This is a genomic window from Streptomyces sp. NPDC058576, from assembly GCF_042718715.1.
Classification (GTDB): domain Bacteria; phylum Actinomycetota; class Actinomycetes; order Streptomycetales; family Streptomycetaceae; genus Streptomyces.
The window spans coordinates 69,934-90,508 of the sequence record NZ_JBHXPF010000028.1; the positions used below are offsets into that span (position 1 = coordinate 69,934).

20 protein-coding genes and 1 pseudogene are annotated in these 20,575 nt (G+C 73.1%); 8 read left to right on the top strand and 13 right to left on the bottom strand.

The genetic code is table 11. The features are described 5' to 3' along the window. Positions 1-1,017, bottom strand: coding sequence for an alpha/beta hydrolase (locus ACFWRV_RS20710; protein ID WP_384336567.1), 1,017 nt, complete (start codon positions 1,015-1,017; stop codon positions 1-3). Between the two features lie 138 nt (positions 1,018-1,155). Then, positions 1,156-1,857, bottom strand: a complete 702-nt coding sequence (locus ACFWRV_RS20715; protein ID WP_384336569.1) for a TetR/AcrR family transcriptional regulator — start codon at positions 1,855-1,857, stop codon at positions 1,156-1,158. A gap of 60 nt (positions 1,858-1,917) precedes the next feature. Here ACFWRV_RS20715 and ACFWRV_RS20720 point away from each other — a divergent pair, with 60 nt between their 5' ends. Then, the gene (locus ACFWRV_RS20720; protein WP_384336571.1) at positions 1,918-3,531 is read left to right on the top strand and encodes an FAD-binding oxidoreductase; all 1,614 of its coding nucleotides are present in this window, start codon (positions 1,918-1,920) and stop codon (positions 3,529-3,531) included. A gap of 21 nt (positions 3,532-3,552) precedes the next feature. On the opposite strand, the gene ACFWRV_RS20725 is transcribed toward ACFWRV_RS20720, so the two are convergent. Beyond that, positions 3,553-5,643, bottom strand: coding sequence for an FUSC family protein (locus tag ACFWRV_RS20725; RefSeq protein ID WP_384336573.1), 2,091 nt, complete (start codon positions 5,641-5,643; stop codon positions 3,553-3,555). Between the two features lie 278 nt (positions 5,644-5,921). Beyond that, positions 5,922-6,962: an NAD(P)-dependent alcohol dehydrogenase gene (locus ACFWRV_RS20730; protein ID WP_384336575.1), complete on the bottom strand. Its 1,041-nt coding sequence runs from the start codon at positions 6,960-6,962 to the stop codon at positions 5,922-5,924. 162 nt (positions 6,963-7,124) lie between these two features. On the opposite strand from ACFWRV_RS20730, the gene ACFWRV_RS20735 reads away from it, so the two are divergent. Further along, a complete protein-coding gene (locus tag ACFWRV_RS20735) occupies positions 7,125-8,054 on the top strand; it encodes a helix-turn-helix domain-containing protein (protein WP_384336577.1) in 930 nt (309 codons plus the stop codon). On the opposite strand, the pseudogene ACFWRV_RS20740 reads toward ACFWRV_RS20735, so the two are convergent. The 4 genes and pseudogenes from ACFWRV_RS20740 to ACFWRV_RS20755 form a co-directional block, all read right to left on the bottom strand. Next, positions 8,017-8,241: pseudogene (locus tag ACFWRV_RS20740) on the bottom strand (SAM-dependent methyltransferase); the annotation flags it as partial. The gene ACFWRV_RS20735 and the pseudogene ACFWRV_RS20740 overlap by 38 nt on opposite strands. Positions 8,242-8,405: 164 nt before the next feature. Beyond that, positions 8,406-8,966 carry a class I SAM-dependent methyltransferase gene (locus ACFWRV_RS20745; protein WP_384336579.1) on the bottom strand — a complete coding sequence of 187 codons (561 nt, stop codon included), beginning with the start codon at positions 8,964-8,966 and terminating at the stop codon, positions 8,406-8,408. 167 nt (positions 8,967-9,133) lie between these two features. After that, on the bottom strand, positions 9,134-9,325 hold the full coding sequence (locus tag ACFWRV_RS20750; protein ID WP_384336581.1) for a hypothetical protein: 192 nt from the start codon (positions 9,323-9,325) through the stop codon (positions 9,134-9,136). A gap of 6 nt (positions 9,326-9,331) precedes the next feature. Further along, entirely contained in the window at positions 9,332-10,276 is a 945-nt protein-coding gene (locus ACFWRV_RS20755; RefSeq protein ID WP_384336583.1) for an NAD(P)/FAD-dependent oxidoreductase, read from the bottom strand. A gap of 99 nt (positions 10,277-10,375) precedes the next feature. On the opposite strand from ACFWRV_RS20755, the gene ACFWRV_RS20760 reads away from it, so the two are divergent. After that, positions 10,376-10,810: a MerR family transcriptional regulator gene (locus tag ACFWRV_RS20760; protein WP_384336585.1), complete on the top strand. Its 435-nt coding sequence runs from the start codon at positions 10,376-10,378 to the stop codon at positions 10,808-10,810. Between the two features lie 237 nt (positions 10,811-11,047). Here ACFWRV_RS20760 and ACFWRV_RS20765 read toward each other — a convergent pair whose 3' ends face one another. The 3 genes from ACFWRV_RS20765 to ACFWRV_RS20775 form a co-directional block, all read right to left on the bottom strand. Then, positions 11,048-11,752, bottom strand: a complete 705-nt coding sequence (locus ACFWRV_RS20765) for a ScbR family autoregulator-binding transcription factor (protein WP_384336587.1) — start codon at positions 11,750-11,752, stop codon at positions 11,048-11,050. 263 nt (positions 11,753-12,015) lie between these two features. Continuing rightward, positions 12,016-12,864, bottom strand: a complete 849-nt coding sequence (locus ACFWRV_RS20770) for an NAD(P)H-binding protein (protein WP_384336589.1) — start codon at positions 12,862-12,864, stop codon at positions 12,016-12,018. A gap of 11 nt (positions 12,865-12,875) precedes the next feature. Continuing rightward, entirely contained in the window at positions 12,876-13,820 is a 945-nt protein-coding gene (locus ACFWRV_RS20775) for a ScbA/BarX family gamma-butyrolactone biosynthesis protein (RefSeq protein WP_384336591.1), read from the bottom strand. 159 nt (positions 13,821-13,979) lie between these two features. Here ACFWRV_RS20775 and ACFWRV_RS20780 point away from each other — a divergent pair, with 159 nt between their 5' ends. Further along, positions 13,980-14,618, top strand: a complete 639-nt coding sequence (locus ACFWRV_RS20780) for a ScbR family autoregulator-binding transcription factor (RefSeq protein WP_384336593.1) — start codon at positions 13,980-13,982, stop codon at positions 14,616-14,618. Between the two features lie 49 nt (positions 14,619-14,667). On the opposite strand, the gene ACFWRV_RS20785 is transcribed toward ACFWRV_RS20780, so the two are convergent. Next, a complete protein-coding gene (locus ACFWRV_RS20785) occupies positions 14,668-15,633 on the bottom strand; it encodes a GlxA family transcriptional regulator (protein WP_384336595.1) in 966 nt (321 codons plus the stop codon). Between the two features lie 87 nt (positions 15,634-15,720). Here ACFWRV_RS20785 and ACFWRV_RS20790 point away from each other — a divergent pair, with 87 nt between their 5' ends. After that, positions 15,721-16,653, top strand: coding sequence for an NADP-dependent oxidoreductase (locus tag ACFWRV_RS20790; protein ID WP_384336627.1), 933 nt, complete (start codon positions 15,721-15,723; stop codon positions 16,651-16,653). Positions 16,654-16,761: 108 nt separating this feature from the next. Here ACFWRV_RS20790 and ACFWRV_RS20795 read toward each other — a convergent pair whose 3' ends face one another. Then, positions 16,762-17,373 carry a LysE/ArgO family amino acid transporter gene (locus ACFWRV_RS20795; RefSeq protein WP_384336597.1) on the bottom strand — a complete coding sequence of 204 codons (612 nt, stop codon included), beginning with the start codon at positions 17,371-17,373 and terminating at the stop codon, positions 16,762-16,764. 67 nt (positions 17,374-17,440) lie between these two features. Here ACFWRV_RS20795 and ACFWRV_RS20800 point away from each other — a divergent pair, with 67 nt between their 5' ends. The 3 genes from ACFWRV_RS20800 to ACFWRV_RS20810 all read left to right on the top strand — a co-directional run bounded on the left by ACFWRV_RS20800 (position 17,441) and on the right by ACFWRV_RS20810 (position 20,537). Beyond that, on the top strand, positions 17,441-18,349 hold the full coding sequence (locus tag ACFWRV_RS20800) for a LysR family transcriptional regulator ArgP (protein WP_384336599.1): 909 nt from the start codon (positions 17,441-17,443) through the stop codon (positions 18,347-18,349). 167 nt (positions 18,350-18,516) lie between these two features. Further along, positions 18,517-19,191, top strand: coding sequence for a response regulator transcription factor (locus tag ACFWRV_RS20805; RefSeq protein WP_384336601.1), 675 nt, complete (start codon positions 18,517-18,519; stop codon positions 19,189-19,191). Then, on the top strand, positions 19,191-20,537 hold the full coding sequence (locus ACFWRV_RS20810) for a sensor histidine kinase (protein WP_384336603.1): 1,347 nt from the start codon (positions 19,191-19,193) through the stop codon (positions 20,535-20,537). The genes ACFWRV_RS20805 and ACFWRV_RS20810 overlap by 1 nt, the downstream gene beginning before the upstream one ends. The last annotated feature ends 38 nt before the right edge of the window (positions 20,538-20,575 follow it).

Sequence of the window (20,575 nt, forward strand, 5' to 3'; positions counted from 1 at the left end):
TCACCGCCCGAGGTCGCGCAGCAGCGCCGGCAGCGCGCTGCGCAACTCGCGCTCCCAGTACGGCGGTGCGTGGGTGCCCCGGTAGAAGTGCGTGGTGACCGGTACCCCGTGGGCCCGCAGCCGGGCGGCCATCGCCCGGTTCTCCGCCGCCATGATGGCCTCGGTCGGGGAGAGGACGTCCCTGGGGAAGGGGTCGTCGGGGTCCTCCAGGCCCGGCACGTGCGGGTCCGGCTCCGTGCCCGGCGGATCCAGCACGCCCGCCCGGCCGTCGCCGCTGGACAGATGGACCTCGACGTCGCGCAGCCGCTCCGGACGGTAGTACGGGTCGTGGTCCCGCCAGATCCGCCGCTGGGCCACCGGGTCGCCCCACAGCGCCCGCCGGTCGATGCCGAGGTAGTCCAGTCCCGCCTGAACCGCGCGGGGGTGCTGGAGCGGATGGACGTATCCGCTGAAGCTCGCCACCGCACGGAACAGGCCGGGGCGCCGGGCCGCGTAAGCGAGCGCGCCGAAGCCGCCCTGGGACTCCCCCGCCGCGACGCGCCGGTCTCCCGCGCCGTAGGACCTCTCCAGCAGCGGGCGTACCTCGTCGAGGTGAAAGCTCTCCACGCGGGGCGCGCCTCCTTCGCCGTGGTTCCACCAGTCGCTGTAGAAGCCGAACAGCGGCATCGACGGCATCACCACGAGGACGTCGCGCAGTTGCGGAAGCCGGTCCACCGCGTAGTCCTCCCTCCATGCCTCGGGGTCGCCGTGGCCGCCGGCCAGCAGGTACAGGACCGGCCACCGTTCGCCGCGCCCGCGCTCCTCCCAGCCGTCCGGCGTGAGCAGGCGGACCGTGGCGGGTCCGCCCAACGCCGGTGAGCGCACGGTCAGTTCGAGGAGCCGGTCGCCGATCCACCGCTCCCCCGTCACCCGGACCCCCGGGGGCCCGTCCCCGTGCGGGGCCGTTGCCGCCGCCGTACCGGGGACGAGCAGCAACAGGGCCACGGCCCAGGCGGCCGCCCTTCGCAGAGCTCTCATCACCACAACCTCCCGACATCCGCGGGCGGACTTCGCCCGGGGCTTCGGACGGTACGGAGCGGGGCGGGGGCGCGGCATCCTCCGCGGGGAGTCGGGCCGTACGACGGCGGGAGCAGGCGGAAGGCAGGCGGGGCCGGTTCAGTGCGGGGCGCGGATCGCGGTCAGGAGCCGGGCGCAGCGGGCGGCCATCTCGGCCGCGGACTGCTCCGGGTGGGAGATCCACCAGCCGACGAGCGCGCCGACGGCCCCGGTCCACACGTGCTTCAGCGCGTCGGCGTCCCCAGGGTCCTCGTTGCCCTGTGCGCGCAGGACGTCCGCCGTGCCGGACGCGGCGAGGCGGTCGATGGCCGCGCGGTGGGCGTGTGCGGCGGCATGCAGGTCGGAGCCGGGCCTCAGGGTCCGGTCGTACAGCACGAACCAGGCTTCCCGCTGCTCCTCCAGTACGCCGAAGACGGCTGCCAGGACGCGCGGGGGAACGCTCGAGGAGGCGGTGACGCCAGGCGGATCCGGCGTCATCGCCTCCTCGATCGCGGAGACGAGCCGGGGGGCGATGTGCTCCAGGCAGGCGAGGTAGAGCCCGTCCTTGGAGCCGAAGTAGGTGTACAGCATCGGCTTGGTCACCCCGACGCGCCGGGCGATCGAGGCCATCGACGCCGAGGCGTGTCCGTGCCGGCCGAACTCCTCCACGGCGGCGGCGAGGATCTGCGCCTCGCGTCGTGCGCGGGGGACCCCTTTCGTCCCGGCGCCCGGGGCCGCGCCGGAGCGGGTCCGGCGCGGGCCGGACGGGGCGGCGGGTGACGGGGGCGGAGTGGCGGGTGACGAGCCTCTTGCCGTGTTCATGGTTGGACTATACGTTGCAGTAAATTACCTCAAGGTAAATTACTGGAAGGTCATACGCTCATGGCGGACCGCACCTCCCCATCGCCCAGGGCCGACGCCGCCCCCACCCGGTCCTGGTGGGGTTGGGGCGACCCCGCCCAGGCGCTGCCGGACGCCGAGTGCGCCGCGCTCGCGGCGCTGGTTCCCGGGGCCGCCGGCACCGCGCTGCCCGTCCCTTCCATCGCCTCGCTGGAGCTGCCGCCCGTCCGCGTGAGCGCGCCGCGCACGCTGGCGCACCTCGTCTCCGGCGATCCGGCCGACCGTGCGGGCCACACCTACGGCAAGGCCTTCCGCGACGTCGTCCGCGCGCTGAACGGCGACCTGGCGGCCGCTCCGGATCTCGTCGCCTTCCCCCAGGAGGAGCGGGACGTGGTGGACCTCCTCGACTGGGCAGCCGGGGCGGGCGTCGCCGTGATCCCCTACGGGGCGGGCAGTTCGGTCGTCGGCGGGGTCGAGTACCGCGCCGGGGCCCATGCGGGCGTTCTCTCGATGGACCTCTCGGGGATGGACCGGGTGCTGGAGACCGACCGGGTCAGCCGGGCCGCACGGATCCAGGCGGGGGCCCTCGGGCCGGGCCTGGAGGCGCAGTTGAGGCCGCACGGGCTGACGTTGCGCCACTTTCCGCAGAGCTTCGAGTTCTCGACCCTCGGCGGGTGGCTCGCCACCCGGGCGGGCGGGCACTACGCCACCCTCCACACGCACATCGACGACCTGACCGCCTCCCTGCGCGTGGTCACGCCCGCAGGGGTGAGCGAGTCGCTGCGCCTGCCGGGTTCGGGGGCCGGGCCGTCCCCGGACCGGCTCTTCCTCGGCTCGGAGGGCACCCTCGGGATCATCACGGAGGCGTGGATGCGGCTCCAGGACCGCCCCGTCCACAAGGCCTCGGCCTCGGTGCTGTTCGACCGCTTCCCCGCCGCGGTGGACGCCGTCCGGGCCATCGCGCAGTCGGGCCTCCACCCGGCCAACTGCCGTCTGCTCGATCCGGGCGAGGCAGCGCTGTCGGGGGTGGCGGGCGAGGGCAGGAGCGTCCTGGTGCTGGGGGTGGAGTCCGCGCACCACCCGGTGGAGGGCCGGCTCGCCGAACTCGTCGCCCTGGCCCGCGACCACGGGGGCTCCCCCGCCGGCGGATCACCCGCTTCGGGCGACTCGGCCGTCGGCGCCTGGCGTTCGGCGTTCCTGCGGATGCCGTACGTCCGGGACGGGCTGGCCCGGATGAGCGTGATCAGCGAGACGTTCGAGACGGCCTGCACCTGGGACCGGTTCCCGGAGCTGTACGAGGCGGTGCGGCGGGACGTGGGGGCCGCCGTCCGCGCGGCGACCGGTGCGGAGGGTCTGATCAACTGCCGTTTCACGCACGTCTACCCGGACGGTCCAGCCCCCTACTTCACGGTGATCGCCCCGGGCCGGCGCGGGTCGGAGGTCGCGATGTGGGACGAGATCAAGGCGGCGGCGATGCGGACGCTGGGCGAGCACCGGGCGACCGTCACCCATCACCACGCGGTGGGGCGCGATCACCGGCCCGGGTACGACCGGCAGCGCCCGGAGCCGTTCGCGGAGGTGCTGCGCGCCGCCAAGCGGGCCCTCGACCCGGCCGGGATCCTCAACCCGGGCGTGCTGTTCGACCCGGCGGGATGACGGCCGGCGGCCTCGGCTCCCTCATCCCGGACGGGCGTCCCGCGGGCCCGTGCCGGACGTCGGCGTCAGCGAGGACTCGATGCGGGCGAGCTGATGGGCGAGGCTCGTCATCCACACCTCCAGGTCCACGGACAGGGGCGTCGGCGGATCGCGGTCCGGGCCGCTCGCGGGTGCGGGCCGCGGCCGCCGGGAGGTGAGCAGGGAGGCGATCCGGTCGGTCTCCGCCACCAGGCCCGCCGCGGTGGCGGAGGCCCAGGCCGCGGACGCGTCCGTCGCGCCGGACGCCGGGCGCAGACCGAAGCGCGGCAGCCAGAGCGCCCCGAGGAGGATGTGGTTGGCCGCGATGAGCACGGCGTGCCAGTCGGCGCGGTCCGCCTCCCCGGCGGCCGGGGGCTCGGCGCGGAACTGGGCGTACGCCGCCTCGGCGAGGCGCAGCCGGTGGACGCCCGGCAGCGTCCGCAGCTCGGCCCGCGAGCCGCCGGACGGCGCGAGCAGCGCCTGTGCCGTCTCCGGCACCAGGGGTGCGCACGATCTCAGCAGCCCGGCCATGGCCCGGTGGACCTCCCGCCGCGCCCCGGCCGGCCAGGCCAGGAGACCGCACAGCAGGCCGATCGTGCTGCCGGTGACGACGTCGATCATCCGGGCTTCCGACAGCCGCCAGGTGACCGGCTCGATCTGGGCGAACGCGGTGGCGACGACGAGCGTGAACAGCGCCTGCGCGTACGCGATGCCCAGCAGCGGCCCCAGGGCGAAGGCCGCCAGCATCACGGGGGCGAGCAGCGCGGCGTACACGTCGGTGCGGGGTCCGAGCCCGATCACGAGCGCCCCGGCCACCAGCGCGCCCGCCGCGTTGCCCGTCACCGCCCGGCGGACCGCCTGCCAGGTCGCCCCGGTGGTCGTCCGCCCGAGGGTCAGGACGGCCAGCAGCACCCAGAACCCGTGGGCCAGGTCGAGGGAACCGGCGACCGCGCGGGCCGCGGCGAGTCCGAGCGCGGTCCGCAGGGCGTTCTGGAACAGCACCGACCGGAACGTCACGTTGCCGAGGACGCGCCGGGCCCACAGCCTCGGCGTGGACAGCTCGGCGTACCAGAACTGTTCGCGCGGGGCGGCGGGCTCGGTGGGCCGGCCGTGCATGGCGATGTCGACGGTGATCTCCGCCGTCCGTGCCGATGCGGCGAGCGCCAGCACCCGCGACTGATGGCGCAGCACGTCGACAAGAGGTCGCTCGCCGGGTGGTCCGGAGGCCAGCCGCACCCGGTCGGCCTGGAAGCCCCGCATCGCTTCCTCCAGCGCGCCGGCGCGCGGGGGACGGCTGCCGGTGCGCAGGAACCGGGCGCATGCGGTGCACAGCTCCGCGACCCGGCCCAGGAGCGCGGCGGACTCGGGATCGGGGAGCGAGGGCGGGGCTTCGGCGAGGGTGGCCAGCTGGTCGAGGAGTCTGCGTACCGAGCGTCCGGCCTGCTCCAGCGCGCGGTCCGTCCGGCCGGCGCCGGCGGGGCGTTCCGCCGGGGGTGTGTCGGCCAGGCGCAGCGTCGATCCGGCGGCGCGCAGCCGCTGGGGCGGTACGCCTCCGGGGGCGGCCCCGTGCGCCGCCGCGTCGAGGGCGTCGGCCAGCCGTTGCCGGTAGGAGAGTGCGGCCGGATCGGGCAGCAGGACTTCGCAGGCGGCGAGGAGCAGCACACCCGCCGTGAGTCCCGCCAGCCGCTCCACGAGGGTGTCGGGGGCGTACGGCGGGAAGCAGGCGAGGATGTAGAACAGCTGGAGGCCGGGGGCGATGCCCGCGGGGCGGGGGCCTGCCACGGCCGCGAACGCCAGGAGGAAACCGACGACGAGCATGCCGCCGACGGCGGCCCAGGTGTCGACGGCGAGCAGGGTTCCCAGGGTCGCCAGGACCAGCGCCGGGGGCAGGGCGCGGAGCATGACGGACGCCCGCTGGCGGCCGGAGCCGGGGACGGCGGAGAGCATGCCCATGGCGATGGGGGCGAAGAGCGCGTACAGCGCGGTGACCGGGAGCCCGGCGCCGTACAGCAGCGGGTAGAAACCGACGCTCGCCGCGACGGAGACCCGGACGGCCCGGCGGAGGATCGTCGCCCGCTCCGGCCCGGCGATCACCCGCGTGCTCCCTCCGGGGGCGGGGCTCCGCACCTGGCCGGGCGAGGTGCGATGACGGCGACTTGGAGCGGCTGTGCGCTCATGCCGCGCGCTCCTCTCCCGGGGTCCGGCCCTGGTGACGCCCGTCGGACTGCCTTTCGCCATTGTCGGCCGGGACCGGGCCGCCCGCGCGCGGTACGGTGCCCGGCGCGACACAAGCGTCCGCCCCGGGCACCTGGGGTGCTCGGGGCGGAACGCTCGTGAGGACGGGGGCGCCCGGCGGGCCGGGCGCCGGATCGTCAGATCGTCGCGGTGTCGATCACGAAGCGGTAGCGGACGTCGCTCGCGAGAACGCGCTCGTACGCCTCGTTGACCTGGTTCGCGTCGATCACCTCGATCTCGGCGCCGAGGCCGTGCACGGCGCAGAAGTCCAGCATCTCCTGGGTCTCCTTGATCCCGCCGATCGCCGAGCCGGCGATCGACCGGTTGCCCATGATCAGGGAGAAGAGGTTCAGCGAGATCGGCTCCTCGGGCGCGCCCACGTTGACCAGGGTGCCGTCCGTGCGGAGGAGGCCGAGGTAGGCGCCGAAGTCCAGCGGGGCGGAGACCGTGGAGAGGATGACGTCGAACGTGCCGGCCAGCTCCTCGAAGGTCTCGGGGTCGCTGGTCGCGTAGTAGTGGTCGGCGCCCAGCTTGAGCCCGTCGTCCTTCTTGCGCAGCGACTGGGAGAGAACCGTGACCTCGGCGCCCAGCGCGTGCGCGATCTTGACGGCCATGTGGCCGAGACCGCCGAGGCCGACGACGGCGACCTTCTTGCCGGGGCCCGCTCCCCAGCGCTTGAGCGGGGAGTACGTGGTGATGCCCGCGCACAGGAGCGGCGCGGCCTCGTCGAGGGCGATGCCCTCGGGGATGGAGACGGCGAAGGCCTCGGTCACGACGATGTGCGTGGAGTAGCCGCCGTAGGTGGGCTCGCCGCTGCGGTCGAGCGCGTTGTACGTCTGGGTGTTCCCCTCGGCGCAGTGCTGCTCGCGGCCCATCAGGCAGGCGTCGCACTTTCCGCAGGAGTCGACCATGCAGCCGACGCCGACGCGGTCGCCGACCTTGAACCGGGTGACCCCGGGGCCGGTCTCGGCGACGATCCCGGCGATCTCGTGGCCGGGCACCATCGGGAAGATGCCCTCGCCCCAGCCGTCGCGGGCCTGGTGGATGTCGGAGTGGCAGATGCCGGCGAATTTGATGTCGATCAGGATGTCGAACTCGCCCACCGGACGGCGCTCGATCGTGGAGCGCTCCAGCGGGGCCTTGGCACGGGGAGCGGCGTAGGCGGCAACGGTGGTCATGCCGGAGGTTCTCCTCTGGGTGATGCGGTAGGAACGTTTCCCAGCGTCACACCGTGTCCGACGTTTACCCAGGTCACCGCTTTGCCTATGTCCAGCGGTCCTACTACTGACAAGGACAGGCTCCGGCGCCTACGACCGGGATTCCCAGGAATAATGGAAGCCATGGACGATCAGCCCGAGGCCGCCGCTCCCGAGCCGCTGGACCGGCGCGCCGAACTCAGCGAATTCCTGCGTACCCGGAGGGCCAAGCTCCAGCCGCAGGACGTGGGGCTGCCGGAGTTCGGCCGGGCCCGCCGGGTGCCCGGGCTGCGCCGGGAGGAGCTGGCGCAGCTGGCGGGGGTGTCGGTGGCGTACTACACGCGTCTGGAACAGGGCAACGGGCGCAATGTGTCGGCCGAGGTGCTGGACGCCATCGCCCGCGCGCTGCGGCTCACCGATGCCGAGCAGGCGCATCTGACCCACCTGGCGAGGCCCGCGCGGCACAAGAAGAAGCGCCGCCCGGCCAGGGTGCAGCGGGTGCGGACCGGGCTGCTGTATCTCCTGGACAGCATGGACGGCATCCCCGCGTACGTGACCGGGGCACGCTCCGACATCCTGGCCTGGAATCCGATGGCGGCCGCGGTGTTCGGCGACTGGGGCGCGCTGCCGCCGGCCGAGCGGAACTGGGCGCGGCTCGTGTTCCTCTCCCCCGCATACCGGGACCTGTTCGTGAACTGGGACTCCAAGGCTTCGGACATGGTCAGCTATCTGCGGCTGTACGCGGGCTGCCACCCCGACGATCCCGAGCTGTCGGCGCTGGTGGGCGAGCTCTCCGTCAAGAGCGACGAGTTCCGGCGGCTGTGGGCCACGCACAATGTCAAGGAGAAGGGCCACGGCATCAAGCTGATACGGCATCCGCTCACCGGGGACCTGACCCTGTCCTACGAGACGCTGAACCTCCCGGACGACGAGGAGCAGCATCTGGTGACCTACCACGCGGAGCCGGGGTCGGAGTCGGCGCAGGCCCTGCGCCTGCTGGCGAGCTGGGGCGCCGACGCGGGCCGGACGGACGTCATCAGCGGCGCGGCGCGGGGTCCGGCCGACGAGCGATGAACACGAACTCCCGGCCCGGCCGGTCGGGTGCGTCCCGCACCTCGCGCACGACGAACCCCTGGGCCGTCAGATCCGCCTCGACCTCCTGACGCTCACGGAACCGCAGGGTGGAGTCGGAGGTGAGGACCTCGCCGTCGGCCGCGAAGACGTAGGTCCAGCGGAACGAGACGAGCGGCCCGGCGACCTCGGTCACATGCAGAGCTCCTCGGCAAGGCGGACGTAGGGGTCCAGGTCACCGCGACCGGGGTCGAGCGGATCGTAGAGGGCGGAAGCCGGGGGTTCGCGAAGATCTCGTCAGCCATGCGGCGGAAGGTACAGGGCGCGAGGAACCTCCGCTCCCGCGGCCTCCTCTCAGGCTCGTTCGACCGTCATACGGGCGAACAGCGGGAGCGGAACCCAGGGTGCGCCGGTGACGAGGGTGCGCCGGACGGTGCGACCGGCGAACTCCGGACAGGCCGCGACGGTCCGGTTGAGCGGCTCGTCGGACGTCGCGCGGAAGTCGTAGATGACGATCCGGCCCCCGGGACGCAGGACCCGCGCCATTTCGGTGACGGCCTCGGGCACATCGGCCCAGTGGTGCATGCTCAGCGTGGAGACGACGACGTCGGCGCAGGCGTCGGGCAGCGGGAGCGCGCCGGCCTCCGCGAGGTGGATGGTGACGCGGTCTCCGTAACCGTATTCCTTCATGTTGTGCCGGGCCCGCTCGGTCATGGAGGCCGAGACGTCGACGCCGTGCGGGCGGAGATCGGCCCGCCTGCGGGCGATGTCGAGGAGGAGCCTGCCGGGGCCGGTGCCGACGTCGAGGACGACCGCTCCCTGCGGGGCCCGGCAGACATCGTCCGCGGCCCGGCGGTAGAGGCCGCTCAGCAGCCTTCCGGAGAGACGGTCATACGCCTCTCCGCTGATGCCCATCCCTCCAGGGTCGGCCTCGTGGGATCGGTGGTCGTGACGCTGTCCGGCGAGGCGGTGGAGGCCCCGGTGGGCGGCGTTGAGGAGGATGCGCATCAGCTGGCTTTCGGTGTGGAGGAGCGGCGGACGAGAGGACACAGGGCCTCTCGTCCGCCGGTGGGCCGAGTTGGTCAGGCGGTGCCGGGTTCGGCCGCCCTGCCGGCCGGTTCGTGGTCCTCGGTCTGGCCGTCGGTGCCCGGACGCGGCGCCTGCCGCCGCGGCAGCAGGCCGATGAGCAGCGCGAGCACCAGAGCCAGCGGCGCGCCTGAGCCGGCGCCGCCCGAACGGTGGGCGGGTGTTTCGGCTGTGGTGCCTTCGGACATGGTGGGTCACGCCCTCCCGGACGCAAACGGGTTGGGAAGTTTGAAGTCGACGCCGACGAGGTCCTGGTCGATGACGCTCCCGGCGACGGTGCCACTGGCCGCGGCGGCCACGACGGCGGCGAGAGGTATCGGCACGGTGGCGCGCCGGGCCATGTCGCCGGCCGCGTAGACGCCGGCGACGCTGGTCTGCGCGAACTCGTTCACCTCGATACAGCCGTCGGGAAAGCCGTCGCAGCCGAGCCGCTCGGCGAAGTCGGCCCGCTGGCGGAGGGTCGTCTTGATGAAGACGGCGTCCCGGTCGATCGAGGAGCCGTCGTCGAAGGCGATCCGCCGCAGGAGGGTGCCCTCGTGCTCCAGCCGGGCGAGCGGAGAGCAGTGCACGGCGACGCCGTTGGCCTCGAGGACGCTCTGCATGACGGGTTCGAGCGAGGCGCCGCCGGTGCACAGGACTATGTCCTCGGTGAAGCGGCTGAGATGGAGGGCCAGCCTGACCCGGTCCGGCGCCGCGCCGAGGACGGCGATGCGGCTGCCGCTGGCCTCGAAGCCGTGGCAGTAGGGGCAGTGGAAGGCGCTCTTGCCCCACAGTGCTTCCACGCCCTGGAGATCGGGGAGTTCGTCGCGCAGGCCGGTGGCGAGCAACAGCCGGCGCGATTCGACGAGCTCGCCGTCCGCAAGCCCGACCTCGAAGTGGTCGTCGGAGAGGCGGCGGACCGAGTCCGCGGCGATGGCGGCGGTCCGGACCGTCGGATAGTGCCGCAGGTTCTCGTGACCGAGGTCGCGGAGGGTCTGCGGTGGCGTGCCGTCGTGGGTGATGAAGTTGTGCACGGCGTCCGCGGCGGCGTTCCGGCCCTCTCCGCTGTCAAGGAGGAGCACCGTGCGTTGGGCTCGTCCCAGGGTCAGCGCAGCGGACATTCCGGCGGGTCCGCCACCGACGATGATCACATCGAGCATGATTCCTCCTGCCTCGGCGGGGACGTGGAGCGTCCCCTTGACCTGGGACCAACTCTGCAAGTTAATGTCAACATGAAGTCAAGTACCGATGAGACATCCATGACCATCGGCGAGCTGGCCGACCGTTTCGCACTGCGCACGCATGTGCTGCGCCACTGGGAGGCGACGGGCCTGCTGTCCCCGGCGGAGCGAGTGAACGGCCGTCGCCGCTACAGCTCACGTCACATCGCGCGGGTCGCGATGATCGTCCGCGGCAAGGCCGCCGGCTTCAGCCTCGACCAGCTGCGCGGCGTGCTGGACGCCACGGACTCGGCGGAACGACGGGTGCTGCTGCTGGACCAGCGCGCGGAGCTGGACCGGCGCATCCAGGAGATCGAGGCGTCGAGGACGCTCATCGAGCACGCGCTGGAGTGCAGGGCCGAGGACTTCACCGAGTGTCCCGGCTTCCGCAAGCTGGTGGAGCAGCTGGCCACCGGTCCTGCGGGCGGTCCTTCCGTGGGGGACGCGGAGCTGCGCGGACACCTGCACGAGTGATGTCCGGAGCGGTGTTCCGAGGCCCGGCCGCGTGGTTCCGCGCGGGACCGCGCTCCGGTGCCGGAACCCTGATCCGGGTGCGGCTGCCGTCCGTTCGCGGTCGACCGGGCGATCCCGTTGTCGTAGATGTCGGCGAGCTCGTCACCGTAGCTGGTCGGACCGTAGTTCTCCTGAGTGGCCATGGCGGGAGTCAACCGCCGTCGGTGGAGCCGATACCAGGCACGAAAGGCCCGGCCTTCAGGGGTGGCCGACCGGTCGGTTCGGCTCCGCCGTCCGCTCCGCCTCGCCGGCGGCGCACCCGGCGAGGGCGGGACCACGGGTGGCCGCCGCACCGGTGCCCGCCGGGTCCATGCGCGTCAGGGCCTCCGGGGCGGCGAGCCGGGGCAGGAGCAACTGCCAGAAGCCGGTGAGCATGTACGGGGACAGCCACGCGGCGTCGTGCCGGCCGAGCACCTCGAATCCGGCCGTGGCGGCGACCGTGGCGGCCGCCGCGTCCTCGCGGGAGACGCCCTCGGCTAGCGTTCCGGCGGCTGCCGCCTCGTCCAGCAACTCCCGCACGCGGTGGTGCCACTCGACCCTCAGGTCCGGGGCGGCGGCTCTCTCGCCGTCGCAGCTCAGCCGGAATCCGGCCCGGCTCACCGGGTCCTCGCGCAGCCGCTCCGCGAGAGCGTGCGAGCTGTCGACGAGCGCCTGCAGGGCGGTGTCCGTCCTGCGCCGGATCGCGCCGGACAGGTCGCGCAGTCCTTGGGACGCCTCAGCGACCACGGCTTCCGCGACCGCGGCCTTGTTCTCGAAGTGGAAGTGCAGTGCGCCCGTGCTGACGCCCGCGCCGGAACTGATCAGCGCCAGCCGCGCCTGCGCGTAGCCGTGCTGCTCGAAGACGGTGGCGGCGGAGCGGATCAGCGCTTGGCGGGTACGGGTGGCCCGCTCCTGTTTGGTCACCGGGGCCTCCGTTCCAGGAGGGGGCGGCAACAGCCGGGGCAGCGGGACGGCGGCATCATGGAGATATCAAACCAACTTACCGGTTTCATTTCCAGAGAACGGAAGAGTGCGGCGCATGCCGTCGGCCCTTCCGGGAGAAATGCACATCGTCACACTTATCCATAAGGGAGTTGACGCGTCTCGTGCACCGTGAAGCGACCGCATTTCCGGCCGGGCACACGGCCTGGGCGTCGCGGGTCCGGTCAGGATGGGCCGGACGTTCCTCAGGCCGCCGCGAACGCGTCCGCGTGGTCGGATGACCAGATACGGAACGACCGGGCCGGGCGGCCCGTCAGTTCCTGGACGGTGGACACCACGGCCGCCTTCGCTCCCTCCCGCTGCCGTTCCGCGCTCTGGAGAAAGGCCTCCGCGACGGGCCGCGGATACTTCGCCAGCAGGGCCGTGCGCGCGGCGTCCACGCCCAGTTCCTCGAAGCGCAGCGGTCGCCCCAGCACCCGGGAGAGCTGGGCCGTCTGCTCCCGCGCGGTGATCGCCTCCGGGCCCGACACCGCGTACGCCCGGCCCTCGTGCCCCGTACCGGTGAGAGCGGCGACGGCTACGGCGGCGACGTCGCGCGGGTCGACACACGCGACCGGCGCGTCGCCGTGCAGGGCGCGCACCACTCCCGTCGAGCGGATGCCGGGCGCCCAGGACAGCGTGTTGGACATGAACGTCCTGGGGCGGACGAACGTCCACGGAACCCCGGAGTCCCTGACGGCCTGTTCGTTCTCGCGCTGGCGACGGGTGATGAAGTCGTCGGCGCCCGGCTCCTCCACCGCCATCATGGACAGCTTGACCAGGTGGCGGACGCCCGCCGCGGCCGCCGCCGCGGCGACCCGCTCGTCGTCGGGCTCCGTGGGGCTGTTCGTCACCAGGAACACCGAGGTGACGCCCCACAGGGCCCGGTCGAGGGCGGGGCGGTCCCCGTACTCCCCCTCGACGACCTCGACTCCGTCCCCCCGCACCGTCAGGCGCCCGGGACGGCGCGCGAGAATCCGTACGGGGCCGGCCGCCGCCAGCAGTCCGGCGACCTCACGGCCCACCGCTCCGGTCGCACCCGTCACGAGAATCACTGGGAAACCTCTCAGCCGCCGGCCCGTGGGCCGGACAGGAGCGTGGAGAACACCAGTTCGCCGTCCTGATGGCCTGTCACCTGGACCGTCACCGTATCCTCGGTCGTCTCCGGCAGGACCACCGCCCCGATCCAGCACGGGCTGCCGAACTCGGCGTACCGGTGGAACCGGGAACTCGCCTCCGCCGGAACGATCCCGCCGGGCCCCACCGCCAGGCAGGCCGCCTGACGGGCCGCCTCCAGCAGCAGCATGCCCGGGACATGGTCGTTGGGGTGCTGGAAGAGCGTCGGATGCCGGGTGTCCACGCGCAGTTCCCAGACGCCGTCGCGGCCGGGCTCCGACAGCACCACGTCCTCGGCCCTGCTCCGGCCGGCCAGGGCGGTGGGGACCGCGGCCGCCTCGGGTATCGATATCCCCTCGGCGGGGACGCCACCGCGCATCCGCCGGTAGACCTTGGGGTTCGTGAAGCGGGTCGCGCCCGTCCCCGTCGCCGCCAACTGCCCGTCGCGGTGCACCGCCCAGCCCACGCGCCCCTGGACGGGCAGTCCGCCCCGCCACTTCAGGTCGGAGCAGAACACCTCCACGTCCATCTCGGTGGGGACGCCGCCGACGCTCAAGTGGTCCTGGTGGCAGACGTAGTCGAGGTCCGCCATCAGGAAGTGGTAGCCCAGCGGGACGCCGTACCCGGCGTGGAAGGCGAGCATCGCCGCCTGCCGCATCGCTTCCGCGACCAGCAGCGGGTCGTGCCGGTCACCGTCCACCGGGGCGAAGAACGGGTGATCGTGCGGCAGGACGGCCGCCACGGAGAACCGGTCGTGCGCCAGGCGCACCCAGTTACGCGGAAACGCGTCCTCGGGCCTGGTTCGGTGCACCATGTCGATTGCCACGGGACGCACCACCTCGACCTCCGAATCCATGGCCGGCACCGGGTCGATCAGGGCTGCTGCTTCGGGCATAACTCCCCCCAGGGGTCATGTGATGGCGAGCCATTCCTGCGATGCACGTGCGCTGATAAGATACAGACTCAGCGGTTTTTTTTCTATCCCCGGCAGGGCCGCCCCTCCCCACACCGTCCCGGCCGTTTCCCGGGCTCCCGGCCCAGCAAAGGAGACAGGATGGCCAAGCAGGACCGGGCGATCCGCACTCGCCAGACAATCCTGATGGCAGCGGCTGAAATCTTCGAGAAATACGGCTATCAAGCCGCGACGATCACCGAAATACTGAAAAGCGCCGACGTCACGAAAGGCGCTCTCTACTTTCATTTCCCGTCCAAGGAAGATCTCGCGCTCGGTGTTCTCGACGCCCAGGAGCCGCCCCAGACCGTTCCGGACCAGGCGCTCAAACTCCAGGAACTCGTCGACCTGGGGATGCTGTTCAGCCACCGTCTTCAGACCAGTCTCCTCGCCCGCGCCGGCGTTCGCCTCTCCATGGACCAGCAGGCCCAGGGTCTCGACCGCAGCGGCCCTTTTCTCCGCTGGCAGGAAGCCACCCATCACCTCCTCGCCCGGGCCGAGCACAACGGTGAGCTGCTCCCCCACGTCAACCCCACCGAGACGGCGGACCTGTACGTGGCCGCCTTCGCGGGCACCCAGGCGGTCTCCCAGACTCTCACCGACTACCGGGACCTGCAGCGCCGCCACATCACGCTGCAGCGGCACATACTCCCCAGCATCGCAGCGCCCTCCATCCTCGCCGCCCTCGATCTGACACCCGAGCGCGCCGAACGCCTCAGCCTCCTCGACGCCCTCGGCTGAACCGGTCGGGGGCGGGGCGCGCACCGGCGCCCCGCCCATGGCGCCTGGTCTATCGGCGTCCGGACGCGACGACGGCGCCGCGAAACGTACGGCGGTAGGCCAGCGGGGTGACGCCGATGGCGGCGTGCAGGTGCTGGCGCAGCGACGCACCGGTGGCGAAGCCGACCTGGCCGGCGATGTCGTCCACCGCCAGGTCCGTGGACTCCAGGAGATGACGGGCCCGGTCGACCCGCTGCTGGACGATCCAGCGGCCCGGGCTCATGCCGACCTCCTCGTTGAAGCGTCGGGCGAAGGTGCGCAGGCTCATCCGGGCGTGGTCGGCGAGGCTCGCCAGGCTCAGCGGTTCATGGAGGTTCCGCAGCGCCCAGTCGCGGGTCGCGGCGGTGCCGTTCGCCGCCGGATCGGGCACGGGCTGCTCGATGTACTGGGCCTGTCCCCCGTCGCGCCACGGCGGAACGACGCAGAGCCGGGCGACCCGGTTGGCGACCTCGCTGCCGTGGTCAGCGCGGACCAGGTGCAGGCAGACGTCGACGCCGGACCCCGCGCCGGCCGAGGTCAACACGTCCCCGTCGTCGACGAAGAGGACGTTCGGGTCCAGCCGCACCTGGGGAAACCACGACCGGAAGAGCTCCGCGAGCGCCCAGTGCGTGGTGGCCCGCCGACCGTCCAGCAGTCCGGCGGACGCGAGGAGGAAGGCACCGGTGCAGATGGACACGATGCGGGTGCCGGGACGCACCGCCGCGAGCGCCGCGACGGCCTCCGCGGGCGCGTCCCGGGTGAGGAGGGAGGTGTCGAAAGGCGGGATGACGAGCGTGTCCGCCGTCGCCAGCACCTCGGGGCCGTGCTCGACGGTGATCGAGAAGTCGGCGTTGGTGCGCACCGGCCCGCCGTCCACCGTGCAGGTCACGACGGAGTAGCGGCCGTCGGCAGCGGCGAGGACCCGGTTCGGGATGCCGAGTTCGAACGGATACACCCCGTCCAGGGCGAGTACGGCGACGCGGTGCACGTTTCCCATGGCACGATCCTGTCGAAAGATGGCAATCATGCCATGGTACGCCGGACGGACAGCCGTGAGGCTGGACGCATGACGAAGAACGAGAGCATGCGCGCCATCAGCCAGAGCGTCTACGGAGGCCCCGAGGTGCTGGAGGAGATCCGGCTCCCCCGGCCGGTACCGGGACCGAGTCAGATCGTGGTCGCCGTCCGCGCGGCCGGAGTGAACCCCACGGACTGGAAGCACCGGGCCCAGAGCATGTTCCTGGACCGGCTGCCGCTCGTCCTGGGCTGGGACGTCTCCGGGGTCGTCGAGTCGGTGGGCTTCGGGGTGACCCTCTTCAAGCCGGGCGACGAGGTGTTCGGCATGCTGCCCTACCCCTACGGCGTCGGCTCCCACGCCGAGTTCACGGTCGGCCCGGCCCGCGCCTTCGCCCACAAGCCCGAGGGCGTCGACCACGTCCAGGCGGCCGCCCTCCCGCTCGCCGCGCTCACGGCGCGCCAGGCGCTCGTCGACACGGCGGACGTGCGCCCCGGGCAGCGGGTCCTGATCCACGCCGCCGCCGGCGGGGTCGGCCACCTCGCCGTGCAGATCGCCAAGTCGCTGGGGGCGTACGTCATCGGCACCGCGAGCGCCGCCAAGCACCCGTTCGTGCGAGGGCTCGGGGCGGACGAGGTCATCGACTACCGCACCGTGGACTTCGGGGACGCGGTGAGCGACGTCGACATGGTCCTCGATCCGCTCTCGGGCGCGACGCGGGCACGTTCGCTCGATGTCCTGCGCCGGGGCGGCACGCTCGTCTCGCTACTCCCGGGCACCGATTCGTCGGAGGCCGCGAAGGCCGCCGAGCGGGCGGTCCGGGTGGAGAACCTGCTGGTCGAGGCCGATCACGCGGGCATGACGGCCATCGCCGACCTGGTCCGGGCCGGGGAGCTGCGCGCCCATGTCGAGGCCGCGTTCCCGTTGGCCGAGGCGGCGAAGGCGCACGCGCTGGGCGAGACGGACCGCACCACCGGCAAGCTCGTCCTCGTGGTGTCGTGAGCCGCGGGGTGCCGTAAGCCGGGCGATGTCGTGAGCCGGGTGGTGCGGTGAACCGCTGGGCGCCCGGTCGCCCTCGTCTCTCCCGCCCGCGGAAGGGGCGTCGGGCGTTCAGGCGCCCAGCGCCAATTTCGTGCCGAGGCCGATCATCATCACGGCGACCAGGCCATCCAGCACCCGCCACGCGGAGGGCCGCGCGAGGACTCCGCTCAGCAGCCGCGCGCCGAACCCGAGCGCCGCGAACCAGCACAGGCTGGCGAGGATAGCGCCGAGGCCGAAGGTCCAGCGCAAGGGCCCGCGGTCGGCGGCGACGGACCCGAGCAGGAACACGGTGTCGAGGTACACGTGCGGGTTGAGCCAGGTCATCGCCAGGCAGGTCAGCACGACGCCCCGCCGCGACGCGGTCGGGGCGTCCCCCGTGTGCAGGGCCGACGGGCGCAGCACACGGCGGGCGGCGAGCAGGCCGTAGGCGATCAGGAACAGGCCGCCGAGCAGCCCCACCACGGTCAGCGCCGACGGCCAGGCGACGACGACCGCGCCGACCCCGGCGACGCCCAGCGCGATGAGCACCGCGTCGGACAGGGCGCAGATGGCGACCACCGCGAGTACGCCGTCACGGCGGACGCCCTGGCGCAGCACCAGGGCGTTCTGGGCGCCGATGGCGACGATGAGGGAGAGGCCGGTGCCGAATCCGGCGGCCGCCGTGGTCAGGGCGTTCGTCATGCGGTCGACGCTACGGAGCACGACATCCTGATGTCCAGCTAAGGATTCTTACGTATCATTAGCCTTCATGATGTCCGAGCTTCCTCTCGACCAGGTGCGGACGCTGCTGGCCGTGGTCGACGAAGGTACGTTCGACGCGGCGGCGAACGTCCTGCGGCTGACGCCGTCGGCGGTCAGTCAGCGTGTGAAGGCGCTGGAGCAGCGCACGGGCCGGGTGCTGCTGATGCGCACGAAGCCGGTGCGGCCCACCGAGTCCGGTGAGGTGGTGGTGCGCTTCGCCCGCCAGCTGGCCCGGCTGGAGCGCGACGCGCAGGCGGCGCTCGGGATGTCCGGGCCCGGCGAGCCGACACAGTTGTCGATCGCGGTGAACTCCGATTCCCTGGCGACGTGGTTCCTGCCCGCCCTGCGGCGCGTGCCGGAGGAGCTGGGCCTCGCTTACGAGCTGCGCCGGGAGGACCAGGACCATACGGCCGCCCTGCTGCGGGAGGGGCTGGTGATGGCCGCGGTGACCTCGTCGCCGGAGGCGGTGACGGGGTGCTCGGTGCGCGGTCTGGGCCGGATGCGGTATCTGCCGGTGGCCAGCCCCGGCTTCGCCGACCGGTGGCTGGGACGGCTGGAGGGCGCCGCGTTGCGCGAGCTGATCGGCGACGCGCCGGTGATCGGTTTCGACCGGCGCGACGACCTGCAGGACTCCTTCGTGCGCCGCCTCGGCCCCGCGCCCCGGGCGAGCGCCCGGCGTCATCTGGTGCCCACGTCGGAGGGGTTCGTGAACGCCGTGGTGGCGGGCATGGGCTGGGGCGTGGTGCCCGACGTCCAGGCGGAGCCGCTGCTGAGCTGCGGCCGGCTGGTGCTGCTCACCCCGGACCACACCGTGGACGTCCCGCTGTACTGGCAGCAGTGGAAACTGGACTCACCGGCTCTGGCGACCGTGGCCGAGGCGGTGGCGGCGGAGGCCGCCGAGGCACTCGCCGGCTGAGGCCGATTGCCCCGCCAACAGGTTCCCGGCTTCCGGACCGCCGAGGCGTCACGGGCTGACAGGCCACCTCGGGGCGGAGGCGCGGAACGGCCTAGGATGGCAGGTCTCTCCCCTCGCCTCCCCCGGCCAGGGGATCTCCCGGACAAAGACTCGGAGGCGTCCTCCCCATGCGTGTGCTGCTGGTGGAGGACGACGACGACCTGCGGGAGGTGATCGCGGCCGGGCTGCGCGACGGGGGCTTCGCCGTGGACTGCGTCTCCGACTGGCCGGAGGCGGACGAGTCGCTGCACATCACCGCGTACGACTGTGTGGTGCTGGACCGGATGGTGCCCTCCGGCGACACCCTCGCCCCGCTGGAGGGCAGGCGCCGGGCCGGCTGGTCGGTGCCCGTGCTGTGCCTGACCGCCCTGGACTCCCTGGACGAGCGGCTGCGGGGGCTGGAGAGCGGGGCGGACGACTATCTGGCCAAGCCGTTCGCGATGCGCGAGCTGGTCCTGCGCGTCCGGGGCCTGACCCGGCGGGCGCCGGTCCGGCTGCCTTCCTTCCTGAGCTGCGCGGACGTGGTCATGGACGTGGCGCGGCACGAGGTGCGGCGCGGCGGTGTGCTGCTGTCGCTGAGCCCGAAGGAGTACGCCGTGCTCCAGCAGCTCCTCGTCCACCGGGACGCCGTCGTCACCCGTACCGGGCTGCTGGAGCACTGCTGGGACGAGATGGCCGACCCGGTCTCCAATGTGGTGGACGCCGTCGTCGCGGGTCTGCGCCGCAAGCTCGGCTCCCCGGGTCTGGTGCACACCGTGCGCGGTCAGGGGTTCCTGCTGTCGGCGGAGCCGGGGCCCTCCTGATGGCCAGGGCACGCCGTGGGCCCGTGCGGCGGCGTTCCCCGGCCAGGAGGCGGCTGCGCCGACTGCAGCTGCGGCTGACCGCGGCCTACACCCTGATCACCGTCGTCGGGCTGGCGTGCCTGTCCTGGGTGGTGATCCGTACCGACGACCGGGCGCGGCAGGACGCCGAGTACGACGAGATGCGCCGCCGGGCGTCCGTCGCCGCCTCGCTCGTCTACTACGAGGACGACCGGATCCGCCTCGACGGCCTCGGGGACGACGAGGCGACCGCGGGAACGCCGCAGATCCTGGTGCTGGAGGGCCGGCCCGGCGGTGATCCGGTCACCGTGTTCCGGGGCCGCACCGCGCAGTTCGCCGTGGGGGCCGGGGCGATCGACGCGGTGACCCGTTCGGCGATGGGCGAGGAGGGGCCGGTGCGGGCCGAGGCGCGCGACCGCTCGGGAGAGCCGGTGCGGCTGCTGGCCGTGCCCTTCTACCACGACGCCACCGACGAGGTGGCGGGCGCGGCCGTCGCGGTCGGCGATCCGGAGCGCGGCGCGGCCGAGCACCGGAGTCTGGTCCTCTCCCTGGTCGTCGGGGCCGGTGCGCTGACGGCCCTGGCCGCGGTGACCGGGCACGTGCTCTCCGGGCGCAGCATGCGGCCGGCGTGGCAGGCGCTGGAGCAGCAGGAACGGCTGCTGGCGGACGCCGCGCACGAGCTGCGGACCCCGGTCGCGGTGATGCGCGGATCGGTGGAGGTGGCCGCCGGCGCCCCGGGCGGTCTCGACGCTCATCTGCCCCGGATCCGGCGGGCGGCGGACCGGATGGCCGACGTCGTGGAGAACCTGCTGGCCCGGGGGCGGCTGGAGGCCGCCGTGGACACCGTACGGGCGGAGCCGTTGCGGCTGGACCAGCTCGTGGAGGAGGTGTGCGCGGAGCTGCCGGAGAGCGGGCCCCGCCCGGAGCTGCGGTTGGCGGAGTCGGTGGTCGAGGCCGACGCGGCGCTGGTGCGGGTTGCCGTACGCAACCTGCTGGACAACGCCGTACGGCACGGCCGGGTACCCGGCGCACCGGACGGGGCCGAGCTGCTGGTGACGGTGCGCGGGCCGGAGGTGTGGGTCGCCGACCGGGGCCCGGGAGTGGATCCGGCGCGGCTGCCGGAGCTGATGGAGCGGTTCAGTTCACCGGGCGGGGGCACGGGGATCGGCCTCTCGCTGGTACGTCGGATCGCGGAGGTCCACCGGGGGAAGCTCACCGTCCGGGCCCGCCCCGGCGGTGGCGCGGAATTCGTCCTGCGGCTCGCGCCCGACCGGTCGCGGCCGGGCCGCCGGCGCGGCGGGGGCCCGGCCCTCACGATTCGCTCATGATCGGCCGTCCATCATGCGGGGGAAGGTCCGAAGCCCAC

Excerpts from the sequence above, each read along its gene's own strand:
- ACFWRV_RS20780 (WP_384336593.1), top strand. The coding sequence starts at position 13,980 with ATGGCCAAGCAGGACCGGGCGATCCGCACTCGCCAGACAATCCTGATG.
- ACFWRV_RS20795 (WP_384336597.1), bottom strand. The coding sequence starts at position 17,373 with ATGACGAACGCCCTGACCACGGCGGCCGCCGGATTCGGCACCGGCCTC.
- ACFWRV_RS20760 (WP_384336585.1), top strand. The coding sequence starts at position 10,376 with ATGACCATCGGCGAGCTGGCCGACCGTTTCGCACTGCGCACGCATGTG.
- ACFWRV_RS20805 (WP_384336601.1), top strand. The coding sequence starts at position 18,517 with ATGCGTGTGCTGCTGGTGGAGGACGACGACGACCTGCGGGAGGTGATC.
- ACFWRV_RS20790 (WP_384336627.1), top strand. The coding sequence starts at position 15,721 with ATGCGCGCCATCAGCCAGAGCGTCTACGGAGGCCCCGAGGTGCTGGAG.
- ACFWRV_RS20715 (WP_384336569.1), bottom strand. The coding sequence starts at position 1,857 with ATGAACACGGCAAGAGGCTCGTCACCCGCCACTCCGCCCCCGTCACCC.
- ACFWRV_RS20720 (WP_384336571.1), top strand. The coding sequence starts at position 1,918 with ATGGCGGACCGCACCTCCCCATCGCCCAGGGCCGACGCCGCCCCCACC.
- ACFWRV_RS20750 (WP_384336581.1), bottom strand. The coding sequence starts at position 9,325 with ATGTCCGAAGGCACCACAGCCGAAACACCCGCCCACCGTTCGGGCGGC.
- ACFWRV_RS20800 (WP_384336599.1), top strand. The coding sequence starts at position 17,441 with ATGATGTCCGAGCTTCCTCTCGACCAGGTGCGGACGCTGCTGGCCGTG.
- ACFWRV_RS20775 (WP_384336591.1), bottom strand. The coding sequence starts at position 13,820 with ATGCCCGAAGCAGCAGCCCTGATCGACCCGGTGCCGGCCATGGATTCG.
- ACFWRV_RS20785 (WP_384336595.1), bottom strand. The coding sequence starts at position 15,633 with ATGGGAAACGTGCACCGCGTCGCCGTACTCGCCCTGGACGGGGTGTAT.
- ACFWRV_RS20745 (WP_384336579.1), bottom strand. The coding sequence starts at position 8,966 with ATGGGCATCAGCGGAGAGGCGTATGACCGTCTCTCCGGAAGGCTGCTG.
- ACFWRV_RS20735 (WP_384336577.1), top strand. The coding sequence starts at position 7,125 with ATGGACGATCAGCCCGAGGCCGCCGCTCCCGAGCCGCTGGACCGGCGC.
- ACFWRV_RS20755 (WP_384336583.1), bottom strand. The coding sequence starts at position 10,276 with ATGCTCGATGTGATCATCGTCGGTGGCGGACCCGCCGGAATGTCCGCT.
- ACFWRV_RS20810 (WP_384336603.1), top strand. The coding sequence starts at position 19,191 with ATGGCCAGGGCACGCCGTGGGCCCGTGCGGCGGCGTTCCCCGGCCAGG.
- ACFWRV_RS20730 (WP_384336575.1), bottom strand. The coding sequence starts at position 6,962 with ATGACCACCGTTGCCGCCTACGCCGCTCCCCGTGCCAAGGCCCCGCTG.
- ACFWRV_RS20710 (WP_384336567.1), bottom strand. The coding sequence starts at position 1,017 with ATGAGAGCTCTGCGAAGGGCGGCCGCCTGGGCCGTGGCCCTGTTGCTG.